At 61.3% G+C, this 12552-nt stretch carries 13 protein-coding genes; 11 read left to right on the top strand and 2 right to left on the bottom strand.

Annotated features, from left to right (window positions below):
* Window positions 1-74 precede the first annotated feature (74 nt).
* Together E4P29_RS15315 and E4P29_RS26545 are read left to right on the top strand one after the other, a co-directional pair.
* Window positions 75-782 carry a DNA-3-methyladenine glycosylase 2 family protein gene (locus E4P29_RS15315; RefSeq protein ID WP_245154347.1) on the top strand — a complete coding sequence of 236 codons (708 nt, stop codon included), beginning with the start codon at window positions 75-77 and terminating at the stop codon, window positions 780-782.
* A gap of 6 nt (window positions 783-788) precedes the next feature.
* Window positions 789-914: a hypothetical protein gene (locus tag E4P29_RS26545; RefSeq protein ID WP_280634544.1), complete on the top strand. Its 126-nt coding sequence runs from the start codon at window positions 789-791 to the stop codon at window positions 912-914.
* A gap of 529 nt (window positions 915-1443) precedes the next feature.
* On the opposite strand, the gene E4P29_RS15310 is transcribed toward E4P29_RS26545, so the two are convergent.
* Complete coding sequence (locus E4P29_RS15310) at window positions 1444-2190, bottom strand: IclR family transcriptional regulator (protein WP_135046017.1); 747 nt, start codon at window positions 2188-2190, stop codon at window positions 1444-1446.
* A gap of 140 nt (window positions 2191-2330) precedes the next feature.
* Complete coding sequence (locus E4P29_RS15305) at window positions 2331-2810, bottom strand: cupin domain-containing protein (protein ID WP_245154346.1); 480 nt, start codon at window positions 2808-2810, stop codon at window positions 2331-2333.
* A gap of 399 nt (window positions 2811-3209) precedes the next feature.
* On the opposite strand from E4P29_RS15305, the gene E4P29_RS15300 reads away from it, so the two are divergent.
* The 9 genes from E4P29_RS15300 to E4P29_RS15260 all read left to right on the top strand — a co-directional run bounded on the left by E4P29_RS15300 (window position 3210) and on the right by E4P29_RS15260 (window position 12353).
* Entirely contained in the window at window positions 3210-4598 is a 1389-nt protein-coding gene (locus E4P29_RS15300; RefSeq protein WP_167735496.1) for an MFS transporter, read from the top strand.
* Window positions 4599-4662: 64 nt separating this feature from the next.
* Complete coding sequence (locus tag E4P29_RS15295) at window positions 4663-5037, top strand: EthD domain-containing protein (RefSeq protein WP_135046013.1); 375 nt, start codon at window positions 4663-4665, stop codon at window positions 5035-5037.
* Window positions 5030-5386, top strand: coding sequence for a cupin domain-containing protein (locus tag E4P29_RS15290; RefSeq protein ID WP_135046011.1), 357 nt, complete (start codon window positions 5030-5032; stop codon window positions 5384-5386). The genes E4P29_RS15295 and E4P29_RS15290 overlap by 8 nt, the downstream gene beginning before the upstream one ends.
* Window positions 5383-6312 carry a fumarylacetoacetate hydrolase family protein gene (locus E4P29_RS15285; RefSeq protein WP_135046009.1) on the top strand — a complete coding sequence of 310 codons (930 nt, stop codon included), beginning with the start codon at window positions 5383-5385 and terminating at the stop codon, window positions 6310-6312. The genes E4P29_RS15290 and E4P29_RS15285 overlap by 4 nt, the downstream gene beginning before the upstream one ends.
* The gene (locus tag E4P29_RS15280; RefSeq protein ID WP_135046007.1) at window positions 6309-7058 is read left to right on the top strand and encodes a glucose 1-dehydrogenase; all 750 of its coding nucleotides are present in this window, start codon (window positions 6309-6311) and stop codon (window positions 7056-7058) included. Before E4P29_RS15285 ends, E4P29_RS15280 begins: the two co-directional genes overlap by 4 nt.
* 198 nt (window positions 7059-7256) lie before the next feature.
* Window positions 7257-8102: a hypothetical protein gene (locus tag E4P29_RS15275; protein WP_135046005.1), complete on the top strand. Its 846-nt coding sequence runs from the start codon at window positions 7257-7259 to the stop codon at window positions 8100-8102.
* Window positions 8103-8355: 253 nt separating this feature from the next.
* Entirely contained in the window at window positions 8356-9855 is a 1500-nt protein-coding gene (locus E4P29_RS15270; RefSeq protein ID WP_135046003.1) for an MFS transporter, read from the top strand.
* Between the two features lie 396 nt (window positions 9856-10251).
* Complete coding sequence (locus E4P29_RS15265) at window positions 10252-10563, top strand: non-heme iron oxygenase ferredoxin subunit (protein ID WP_245154345.1); 312 nt, start codon at window positions 10252-10254, stop codon at window positions 10561-10563.
* 140 nt (window positions 10564-10703) lie between these two features.
* Window positions 10704-12353: a 4Fe-4S binding protein gene (locus E4P29_RS15260; protein WP_135045999.1), complete on the top strand. Its 1650-nt coding sequence runs from the start codon at window positions 10704-10706 to the stop codon at window positions 12351-12353.
* Window positions 12354-12552 lie beyond the last annotated feature (199 nt).

Here is a 12552-nt window from a genome sequence, read left to right as displayed (position 1 = left end):
AACCCTTCGGCCGCACGTTCACCTTCGCCGAACCCGACGCCTGTGCCCTCACTCTGTACGACAAGGCCTGATTCATGACTCGACTCGAGAGCGTTCACGAGGTTGCCGGGCCCTGGTCGCTCGAGACCAGCAAACGATTCTGGGAGGGTTTCACCCCCGGCAGGCTGGTATCCCAGACGCATGACGCGGGCATCCACACCGCCTTTCTCTGCGATACCGACTGGCAGCGAGTCGATGCCGTCATCACCCAGGACGGGCCGTCCGTCCGCATCGTGGTCGAGGGCCCGGGCGAGCTGGATGCCGCGACCGAGCAGGTTCGTCGGCTGCTCTCGATAGACATCGATGGGCGCGGCTGGCCCGACGTCGCGGCACGCGATGGGGTCATTGCAGATGCGCAGGCTCAGCTCAGCGGGTTCCGGCCCTGCGGCTTCTTCTCGCCCTACGAGGCTGCCGTGTGGTCGGTCCTGACGCAACGCCTGCAGATACGGCAGGCGGCGGCGATCAAGATACGACTGACGCAGCAGCTCGGTGATGACGGAGCCTTTCCGTCTCCGGCCACCCTGCTCGCAGCGTCACTCGATCTGCCCGGACGCAAGGCCGAGTACCTGCATGCCGTCGCCGAGGCCGCTCTCGACGGCAAGCTCTCCGGCTCCCACCTGCGCTCGTTGCATTGGACCGAAGCGTTCGTCCAGGTGCAGAGGATCCTCGGGATGGGACCGTTCTCGGCCGAGCTCGTGGTGATTCGCGGGGCCAACTTCCCCGATGTGCTGCCGCGCAACTAGAACCACTTGAGCGACGAAATCACCAAACGCTACGGCACCGAACGCTCGATCGACGAGATCACCGAGGGCTGGAAACCATTCCGCTCGTGGGCAGCGGTGCACCTGCGCGCGCTGCGAGCGCTCGAGGAGTAAGTCCCACTCCCGCGGCTCGAGTCCTGCAGTTTTCCGCGATGGTGTCCCTCGGCATCGCCATAGAATACTCGAGTAACGCATCAGTGGCTGTGGGCGGCGAGCTTGTCGCGAATCAGCGTCGCGATCTCGGGGTCGACACCCTGGACCGTCGAAAGCAGGTACTCCTTCAGAGCGTGTACCGCACCGTCCGGGTCTCTGGCCGAGCATGGGGCGAGAACGGAGTCGCGCTCTCTGCGTCGGATATCGACCTCGGTCTCATTGGCTAGTGAATGAGCGCGGTATCGCTCACTGTTCTGCCACGTCGGGGCGATCGATCACATCAGCCAACACAATCGGCTCCTCATAGACCGTGAACAATGAAATCTCTCGTGGGCGATACGTGCCGAATCCCGTACTCCAAGTGTGAGAGTCAACTGCTGGACGTCAAGAGCCGCCGCCGCGTTGAGCGCATAGGCAGCCTGTTTGACCAACATTCCTTCCAGCATAATTCGCGTGAAGTAGGTACAAACCTGTTCAAATAGCGAACGGTTCACGAATCGGCGATGATTCCCTGGAGACGGTCCTTGAGGACCATGAGTTCTTCCCAGCTGCCCCGCTCGACCGGTACCGAGATGACGATCGCCATACGGTCACGCCAGGAGGCTCCCGAGAGCAGGAGCGCAATCGAACTGACCCCGCGCTCCGACTCTTGAACCGCCACGGCATATCCGTTCTGGCGGATCTCGGCGATGTCGTCCATCAGCGCCGTCCGAGTGGACAACGTCTTCGGCCCAAGTCGCAAAAGCGATTCGTCAGGGAAGAGGGCGAAGATTTGGTCGTCGCTGAGGCAGGACAACAACAGTTTGCCGCCTGCCATACCGTGCGCGGGCGCAACCATTCCCACTCGCAAACCAATGTCTACGCGATGCTTCGAGCGACGACCGTCTACGACGAGCAACTGGTCACCCAGAAGAAGAGACGTGTGTACGGATTCTTCGGTCTCTTCGAGTACCCGGTTGAGAATCGGGCGAGCCTCGATCCGGGATTGCGGATCGAGGCAGCGCGGACTCCCGATCTCTACCAGCCGCGGCCCGGCGGCATATCCGCGGCCCGATGACGACAGAGCGACGAAGTGTCGTCGCTCGAGTGTCGTCAGAGCACGGTGCGCCGTTGATCGAGCGACCCCGAGCTCGGTGGCAATATCGGTCACCGTGACGGTGTCGCGATTGAGCATCAGTTCGAGTATCTGCAAACCGGTGTCAAGGGATCCGATGATGTACTGGTTTTCGGCGGACACTGGTCACCTCGCTAATCGGGGGGCAGGTTGTGCCCAGTTCCATCATCGCAAGGTCTGCCTATGCGCGCCGATGCCCGTCGAAACCGACATCATGATCGCAGTTCGACCACTGCGGCGAGCACATACGTTCAGCCGAACGGCTACATGATATCGAGGTCGATGTCCGCGACGTCTTGATCGGTGAGGTTGACGACGATGTTGTCCGGGGTCCGGGTGGTCAGCCACACGAGTTCCTCGGTAGCACTGGCGTTGCCTTCGATGTGCGGCAGAAACGGGGGCACGTAGACGAAGTCGCCGGCTTCCAGGTAGACCACCGTTTCGTACCGCTCCCCGAAGCGAATGAAACCACGTCCGGAGAACACATACCCGCCCGTCTCGGCTTCGCCGTGATGATGGGGGTCGGAAACCTCACCGACGCCCGTGACCACTCGCCCGAACCATAGGCCATCGACCTCACTGTTATCCACGCTCACCCCGGAGTACCGCAGCGCCTTTTTCGTCTGGCCGGACGCTGGGATAAGGTCCGACCCGCGATTGACTTTCAGAGCCTTGTACGTGGTTTCCATTACCGGAGATCCTTTCCTCTGTAGCAACGTGTGTTGCGACAACTCGGCCACCATCCCGCCGCAGCACCGGGGGGACGTTCACCAGGCTCGGTGGCACTCACGCGCGTTGGCAAGTGGGGTCAACACTTCGTCCCTTACATCAGGACAACTCGAAGACTGGATCGAGTTGTTGTCCTGCACTGCGGGTCGTGCAGACCACCTAGATCGAAAACTAGTCGACTTCTAATGATGTAGCTCACTTATCAACCGGATTCAGCGACCTATTTGGATTTTTGTCCCGCTCTACGGGACGGCTGGGTACACCCAGTCAGCTGTCGTACCGCCATACGGGATATGTCGGACGCAGTCTTGCAGATCACATTCCAGCCCCCGCAGCATGTTCATCACTCGGTCGAATCGATGTCGGCCGGGGCCGCCACGGCGAAAGCACCCCTCAGACGAAAGGAGCCGGTCATGTCGCAAAGTAGCGATTCACTGGCACTCACGGCAGACGACGTTCGAGAGAACACGTTGCTTCGACTTGTTTTTCGGCGACTCATCCCCCTTATCGTCCTCATGCAGTTCATCTCTCAAACCGATCGAGCCAATCTCGCAATCCTGGCCGAACCTATCGACAAGTCACTGGGCCTCACCGCAACGGCCTTCGGCTTCGCTGCCGGCATGTTCTTCTGGGGTTACGTCGTGTTCGAGGTACCAAGCAATCTGGCGTTGTTGAAGTACGGCAGCCGGAAATGGTTGGCCCGCATCGTTATCTCGTGGGGCATGGTCACAGGATTGACGTCGCTAGCTCAGAATGAAGTGCAGTTTGCAATTCTTCGGTTCCTGTTGGGTGCGTGCGAAGCGGGACTCAGCCCCGGAATTCTGTTGTTCATTTCGATCTGGTTCAGCAAACGCAAGCAGACGAAGCCGCTGGCGTACTTCCAGTTGGCCGTACCGCTGGCATTCACCTTCGGCTCCATTCTGACCTCAGGACTGCTGCACGTATTCACCAACATCAGCCCGCTCTCCGCGTGGCGCTGGGTATTCGTCGCCGAGGGAACCGTCACGGTCATCATCGGCGTTCTGATACTCATCGCCTTACCTTCCAATCCGCGAGAGGCCAAGTGGCTGTCCGACGACGACGCCGAGTTCTTGGTCGCGCGCCGGGAAGCAGAACGTCAGTCCTTAGGAGACGTACACGAACATCTGAGCGAATGGCAGCGAGTGGGGCTTGCGCTGAAAAATGCCAAGACCTGGTACTTGTCGTTCACTTACTTCATGATTCTGACGGGCTTCTGGGCGATCACTTTCTTTCTTCCACAGATTATTGCCGCGACGTTCGGCACCAGCACGGTAAACAGTGGCCTCCTCTCGGCCATCCCCTGGAGTTTCGTCTTCATCGCAATCCTGTTGGTGGAACGCTTTGCGCGAAAGACACAGCACCGCAACAGAGTATTGTTCGGGTTGTTGGCAGCTGCTGGAGTAGGAATGCTCATCGCGGCCTTTGTGGGTAGCCCCGTAATCAGCCTCATCGGCCTCACTCTGGCGCTCTGTGGAGTGCAGTCGGCCGCCCCGTTGTTCTACCGTTTGCAGACCACACTCTTCACCGGAGTCATGGCCGCAGTACTCCTCGCCGTGGTGAACTCGATCGGAAACTTCGGCGGATTCGTCGGCCCCTTCATCTTCGGATTCTCCAAGGACCAATTCGGAAGCAATACCGTCGGCATCACGATCATGTCCGGGTTCCTCTTCATTGCCGCCATACTCGCTTTGGCCTCGACCAAGGTCTTGGGCGTCGCTGTTGACGAAAACGCGCCTGCCCCGCATACAGACGACCGGCCTGCAGCAAAGTCCAGGACGTAGCGATCCACCGACCATCGCCGCCATACACCCGAATCGGCGTGATCAATCAGAAAGGAACTCAACAATGACTGTGCGCGCTCTGACATTATTGACGAAGCGAGAAGGGATGAGCCGGCAGGATTTCAGAGAACACTGGCGGACCGTCCACGCCCCGATCGGGGCACGCTTCCCCCACCTGATTGCCTATCATCAGCACCTCACCATCGACACCGTGGCACGTGGGGCAATGCCTGCACCCGAGGCAACTGTCGACGGGATCTCCGAATTGGTCTTTGCAACTCGAGCTGATCTCGACGCTGCGTTGGCCAGCCCCGAGGCAGCAGAGGCCGCCGCCGACGCAGCCAATTTCATGACACAAATGCGGATGTACATCGTCGAGAGCACCACCGTGGTCGACGACGGACAAACCAAGCTACCGCTGGTGGACCGAGATGACTGACGATGCCGAGCGAATCGAGTCTGCGTATCTGCACGGTTGCGGCGGTGCCGCAGGCGTTGCCGAGTTCGAGCCGGGCCAGTCGTTTCCCCAGCACTACCACCGCACCGTCACTGAGATCTTCGTATGCACGAAGGGATCGATCAGCATCAGCATCGGCGAGGAAGTCCACCACCTCCACCCCGGCCAAACCGTGACGGCACCGCCGGGGGTGCTCCACCGAACCGTGAACGTCTCCGACTCTGCTGCTGAGATCTTCTACGTCAAGACTCCGCCGGCCATGGAAGATGTAGTCTTCGTATCTGAGTCCCAGGACCGGCAGCAATCAACGAAAGCTGTTGCATCACGATGAAACTCGTATCATTTGACCACCGCAATAGATACACCTGGGGGGTCTTGGAAGGCACTTCTTCGGTCTTCGACCTGGGTGCGGTGAGCCCGTACCCCGATCTTCGAGCAAGCCTGACCGCATGCAACATAGAAGAGTTCGCTGCCTGGCGGAGTGCGGCGACGTGCCTCAACACCGGCGACGTACAGCTTCTCCCACCCATTCCGCAGCCTGGGAAGATCTTGTGTGTTGGTCTGAACTATGCGGACCACATGGCTGAGATGGCGCGACCGGCCACGTCGAGGCCACCGATCTTCACTCGCTTTGCCGACACCTTGATCGGCGACGGCGAAGGAATCCTCGCGCCGTGGTGCAATGCCACCCTTGACTACGAGGGTGAATTAGCGGTTGTCATCGGCACAGGGGGCCGCCACATCGCCGTCGAGGACGCGCTGGATCATGTTCTTGGATATTCGGTCTTCAACGACGCCTCCGTGCGCGACTACCAACGCCATTCCAGTCAATTCACGCCGGGCAAGAACTTCCCCAAAACGGGTGCGTTCGGACCGCACATCATTACCGCCGACGAGATCGGCGTTCGGTTGGAGAATTTGACCATCCGAACCCGGCTCAACGGCGCGATCGTACAACAGTCGACCCTGGGGAACATGATCTTTTCGGTAGCCGAGATCATTTCCTACTGCTCGGAGTGGACCACGCTCAGCCCCGGTGACGTCATCGCCACTGGCACTCCCGGAGGTGTCGGCAGCGCCCACCAACCGCCGCTCTGGATCCATCCGGGCGATGTGGTTCAGGTAGAGATCGAGTCCATAGGCCACCTGACCAATCCGGTAGTCGAGGAGCCCCATCCCGCGGCCGACATCAAGCCACCAAGACCCGCGGACTCCGCGGAACAACCACAACAGATGAAGGAGAGAAGAGACCTATGAACCGGGTAGAGAACAAGGTAGCGGTCGTGACAGGCGCGCTGGGCGGAATCGGCGGAGCGATATGTTCGCTGCTCGCACGTGAGGGCGCAGCCGTCTATGCAATCGATCTGGCCAAGGAACCCGCAACACCCCTCGGACAGGGGATCACCTACCTGGCCTGCGACATCACGCAGGAGACGCAGGTCGCCGAAACGATAGCGGCGGTCCTCGCCGCCTCCGGTCGTATCGACATCCTGGTGAACAACGCGGGCATCATTGGTCCACACGGTCCGTCACATCTCGTGTCGCAGGAGCAGTTCGAGGAGGTCTTCGCCGTCAACGTTCGGGGCCCATGGCTGTGCACGAAGTACACCGTGCCCACGATGCTCGAGCAGCAGAGCGGAAGCATCGTCGACGTGTCGTCGATCAACGGAATCGTCGGTGGCTCAGCGATTCCTGTTTATCACGCCAGTAAGGGTGCGGTGCGACTCATGGCCAAGTCCGATGCCATCACCTATGCGAAGGATGGTATCCGGGTCAATTCCATTCACCCCGGGTCCATCACCACGGCGATGAGCGCGTCTGTCGTCGCTGTGCAAGGCGAAGTCGGCTCGGACTACGAAGACAAACTCATCGCGGCACACCCCCTTGGGCATCGCGGCGAACCCGACGACATCGCCTACGGAGTGTTGTATCTCGCGTCGGACGAATCGAAGTTCGTCACCGGTTCGGAGCTGGTCGTGGACGGCGGATACACCGCGCGCTGAAGCAGGTCTCGAACATGGACTTGCTGCGCCGGCCCGACATCGACTTCCGAGCGTGAATTTCGGTGCTGTACGCGGCGAACCATCGCCGATTGGCAGGTTGCACTGGCTACGTCCGAAGCCACGTCCCGATCGTGCGATCCCGCCCGGCCTCAGCATCAAATCTTGAATCGACTGCACAACCGACATGGAGGATCCACTATGGAACACAAGAAGGATGCCTACTTCGATTACCGCGTGCACGCGGATGATTCCCGCGGCCGCATTCTGGTGGCCAACTCATTGACGTCTTTCGAGGCCGGTGACCATCGCGATGACGTTGTTCTCGGGGGCTCGTTCGCCGGCGCGCCGACCGGCGTCCTGCCCCTTCGCCAAGGCGCTCGCGGCTGGATTGCTCACGAAGCCGGCCCCGGACTGGACGACGCGGGGGTCGGTGGACTGCCTATCTCGGACGACTTCGATGTGCCTGCCGCGGCTATCGCCACCATGTCGTCGCGCATCGCCTTCGGAGACGGCCTACTCACCGGCGTCGTGTCGCGGGTAAACCGGGCCGGGGCGGCACTCGGAATCGAATCCGGCATGAGCGGCACGCGGGCCGCCGAGGCGATGCTGCAAGCGCCCCGCGGTGTGTTCCGCACTGTCGATGGAATAGTCGATGAAAGCACCATCACCCTCGTCGAAGGGCCGACGGGCGGCATATACTCCTGCTGGTCTTCGTCGCGAGTCCAAGGCCGCCACCCAGAAGACGTCTTCTTGCTAGCGTCACACGGCGCTCTGACGATGGCGCTCTATGTCCTCGAGATCGCACCGAAGGGTGTCATCGTGAACGATGCCGGACGTGCGTTGGACGACTCGGGAATCGAGGGACTGGCGGAGCTCGGCAAACACGGCGTCGCCGCTGCGGCCGTCTCGGCGGAAACCGCCCGAATCGGCGACCCGGCAAGCACTTACGATGGCGTGATCTCCGCTGTGAATGAGGTGGCACGGGGCCTCGGAGTCCTGGTGGGCCAGCCGGCACGCACGGCGGCTGCACTGATGCTCGGCTAGAGCGGCGCGCTCGAAAGCAGTTGGGCGGTTGCGTTCGATCGAGTTGCTCGAATGCGCCGCCCGGTTGCCGACCGCCGATGCCGGCCATCCACACCTCGCGAAGTGGATTCGCTCGTCGCCGTCCGGTAATCCGTGGCCGAAAAGTTCCAGTGAGAAGAAAAGTGACTCGCGCAAGCGAGCCAGGTGCCCCATCGTTCAGACACGCGTTGCTGCTCCGTCGCCATTTCGCGCGTCGTGAACGGAAAGGTCATCTGTGGGCAGAACATCACAGCGACGGTCTCACTATCGGCTGACTTTCGCGGTGTTGGTCAGTGCCGCGATCGGATTTTCACTACTCCAATCGCTGACCTCGCCCGTGCTGGGTCCGATCAGCGAGCACCTTGGAACCGACCGCAACACGGTCACCTGGGTGTTGACCGCCTACCTGATTTCTGCGGCCGTGTGCACGCCGATAATCGGTCGGTTGGGCGATCGCGTCGGTAAAGAACGAATGCTCGTGGCATCGATGTCTGCACTGGCGTTCGGATGCCTCGCGGCAGTGTTCGCCCCGAGCATCGGGTGGCTGATCGTCGCACGGATCGTGCAGGGCGTCGGTGGCGGTGCGGTACCTCTGTGCTTCGGGATCATCCGTGACGAGTTCCCCGAGCAGAAGATCGCGGGGGCAGTGGGGTTCACGGCGTCCGTGGTAGCCATCGGAGGGGGCATAGGCGTCGTCGTAGCGGGTCCGATACTCGACGCGTTCGGCTACACGGGCCTGTTCTGGGTGCCTTTCGCGGTCACATCCTCTGCCGCCGTCGCAGCTTACTTGCTTGTCCCCGAGTCGCCAGTGCGCACACAAGCAGCCATCAGCGTACTGCCTGCTGTACTGCTCTCGAGCTGGCTCGTAGCCTTTCTGGTTCCGCTGAGCCAGGGGCTTCATTGGGGCTGGACATCGGCTCAGGTGATTGGGCCGATCGCGCTGTCCGTGCTGTTGTGCTGGGCGTGGATACATGTCGAGCTACACAGCAAAGCTCCCCTCATCGACATGGCGATGATGGGCAAGCGTGCGGTGTGGACCTGCAACGTCGTGGCGCTTGTGCTGGGGTGGACTCTGTTCTCGGCGTTCGTTTTTCTGCCACAGTTCGCACAGGTCGACAGCTCCCACGGTTACGGCTTCAGCGCATCGGTGACACAGTCCGGGCTGTTGATTCTGCCCTCGGCCGCAGCGATGGTGCTGACAGGTCTGTGCTCACCCTGGCTGGCCCGCCAGATCGGTGCGCGGACGGTTGTGTTCATCGGATGCCTGACGATGTCGGGTGCCACGGCAACGCTGGCGTTCGCGCACGGCACGATGGCGCACTTCTTGGTCGCCAACGGCATACTGGGCTTTGGGCAGGGCATGGTGATCTCCTGCATGGCAGGGCTCGTCGTCGCCGCCGTGCCGCCGGAGCAGACAGGCGTCGCCAGCGGCATGAACGCCAACATCCGCAATATCGGCGGTTCGGCCGGTGCCGCCGTGTCGTCGATGATCATCACAGCGAACACAGGCTTCGACGGAGTTCCAGCCGAGTCGGGGTTCACGTGGGCGTTCGGGACGATGTCCGCGACCATGGCCCTGGTGTCCGTTGTGGCACTGGCGATCCCGTCGATGGGCCGGCCACGTCCGGTCGAACGACTTTCTGCCCCGCAAGGGGCACCAGCAGACGAGACATCTCCGACTGCCCTATCGACAGACCGTGCGCGGGAGGAAATCAGCAACCACTGCCCTCGCTGACCGGGCCGACATATCCGCCGTGCGGCTGTACTCACACGCGTCGACACGATCCTCCGAGCGTGCCGACCAGATGTCACGTACCAGCACCGTCGAGACACCCGCCAGATCGTCGACCGGGACCCACCCGACGATCTCACACCTTCTGGACCGGAACGGAATTGGTCGTGCCGAGTAGTGGAACGTCGATCCGCGACCGAATCGGTTCGATCTACGAGTTTCGAGGTTCGTCACTGCACCACCCCGGTCTCGGACGTCGGGTGTTCCGGCGGTCGAAACGTGCGCTTGAACGACGACGAGAGAACACGCACGATTTTCGAGACCCGAAAACCTGGTGGAATGCGGCACATGTGCTGCGCGACGGAAGTGGTGGGACTCGGAATGGAGAGCGCTCGAACGATGGAACGCCGATACGCATGTGCAGCCGACGAATTGGCCCCCGGTACATCGATGACGATCAAGGGCGACCCTCAGGTGGCGCTGTTCAGGAATGTGGGGGGCGAATACTTCGCGACCGCGGACAGCTGCACCCACGAGCAATGGTCACTGGGTGAGGACAGCGACCTCGAAGGAAGCGAAGTCCTGTGCCCACTGCACATGGCCCGGTTCGATCTGCGTACAGGTAAGCCGCTGTGCTTTCCTGCGACCGTTGCGCTGCTGACATACGTCGTCGAGGTCGATGCCGACGGCGCGGTTCACGTGCTCGTCTGAGGTCCGGGCCAAGACTGCAAGGCGTCAACCCGTCCGATTTCATTGCGCCCGAACAGAATTCTCGTCCGGACACCGGGCAGCTACGCAGTCTCGCTCGGCCGGGACCGACCGCGATCGAGATCGACAAGAAGAGGGACAACATGGCCTACGTCATCACCCAGAACTGCTGCAGAGATGCCAGCTGCATTCCGGCGTGCCCGGTCGACTGCATCCGTCCGGTCGGGGGCACGGCCGAATATCTGAACAGTCACATGTTGTACATCGATCCGGCCTCATGCATCGACTGCGGCGCGTGCGTGGAGGAATGTCCCGTGGACGCAATCCATCTCGACACGGATCTGCCGCCTGCGCAGGAACGGTTCAAGGAGATCAATGCGGCCTACTTCGAGCAACATACACTCACACCCATCACGCTGCCTCCCGAGGGAAAAAGACTGTCGGTCAAGCCCGGCTCGCTTCGGGTCGCAGTAGTCGGCTCCGGGCCGGCGGGGTGCTACGCGGCCAAGGAGTTGGTCGCGATCGACGGCGTGGAGGTGGACCTCTTCGAACGGCTCCCCACCCCCTACGGGCTGATCCGTGCTGGTGTCGCCCCAGACCATCAGAGCACGAAATCCGTTGTCGAGATGTTCGAAGAGGTGCTGACTCACAATCGGGTCGCGTGTCATTTCAATATCGAGATCGGCCGAGACCTGAGCCACCGCGATCTCCTGGCGCACCACCATGCCGTCGTCTACGCCGCGGGCACCTACACAGGCCGCGAACTCGGCATCGCCGGTGATCACCTGGCCGGCAACTACGCGGCAGCCGACTTCGTCGCGTGGTACAACGGCCATCCCGACCATGCCGGTGACACTTTCGATCTATCGGGCCACCGGGCAGTGATCGTCGGCAACGGCAACGTTGCACTCGACGTGGCGAGAGTGCTGCTGATGAGTCGTAATGAGCTGGCCGAAACCGACATCGCACAGCATGCTCTGGACGCATTGTCCGACAGCAAGATCAATGAGGTCGTGATACTGGGCCGCCGAGGTCTGCGAGACGCAGCATTCTCGGTGGCTGAGTTCCTTGCTTTGGGTTACCTCGACGGCATCGACGTTGTTGTCGAAGGAGCAGACTTCGACGGGTCCGCTGACGACGATCACGAGACCGGACTCAAGTTGCAACTCGCACAAGAGTACGTACAGCGTCCGCGTGCTTCGGACAAGCGAATTATTTTCCGTTTCATGACATCTCCGGTCGAAATTGTCGGTACAGACCGAGTCGAAGCACTGCGGGTGGCGTCGAACCATCTCCACGCGAACGGTGCCCTAAGCCCCGAGGTCGCGTCGGACTCGAATCTCATCGACACTTCGCTGATCTTGCGCTCGATCGGTTACAAGGGTTCGCCCATCGGCGGGCTACCTTACGATGCGATCAAGGGTGTGATGCCCAATGTCGACGGCCGGGTGATCACCCCCACCGGCGACTCGCTGCACGGCACTTACGTCACAGGCTGGATCAAGCGAGGACCGCAGGGCGTGATCGGAACCAATCGTGCCTGCGCCGAGCAGACGGTCGCTCGCCTGTGGGAGGACTTCAACAGCGGTGTGCTGTCGCGCGACATCGACGGACGCGACGCGCTGGAATTGCTGTTGGCGTACAACGACGCAGACCCGATCGGATGGGCGGGTTGGCACATGATCGACACCCTCGAGCGCGAGCGGGGAGCGCAGGAGTCCCGGCCAAGAGCGAAATTCGTTGCTGTCGCAGACATGATTGCAGCCACGATGCCTTGGTCGGAAGACAACTGACATCGAAAGATTGCATCGAAAACCATGAACACAACGAGCGGTCACCTCACTGTCATGAAGCGCGGCGGACGCCGGAAACGCATCTGGGAGCCAACGCAGTCAGCGCGCCTACGGCCGAGGTAATGGGAGGCGACGAAGCAATGCAGACGGCAGTCGCGCGCGCACATCATTCCCTTGCTTCTCGGCTGCCGTACCACCG

Origin of the sequence: Rhodococcus sp. 1R11, assembly GCF_004563845.1 — a bacterium.
Classification (GTDB): Bacteria; Actinomycetota; Actinomycetes; order Mycobacteriales; family Mycobacteriaceae; genus Rhodococcoides.
The sequence above is the reverse complement of the archived record's forward strand: the minus strand, read 5'-3'. Positions and strand labels throughout refer to the sequence as shown.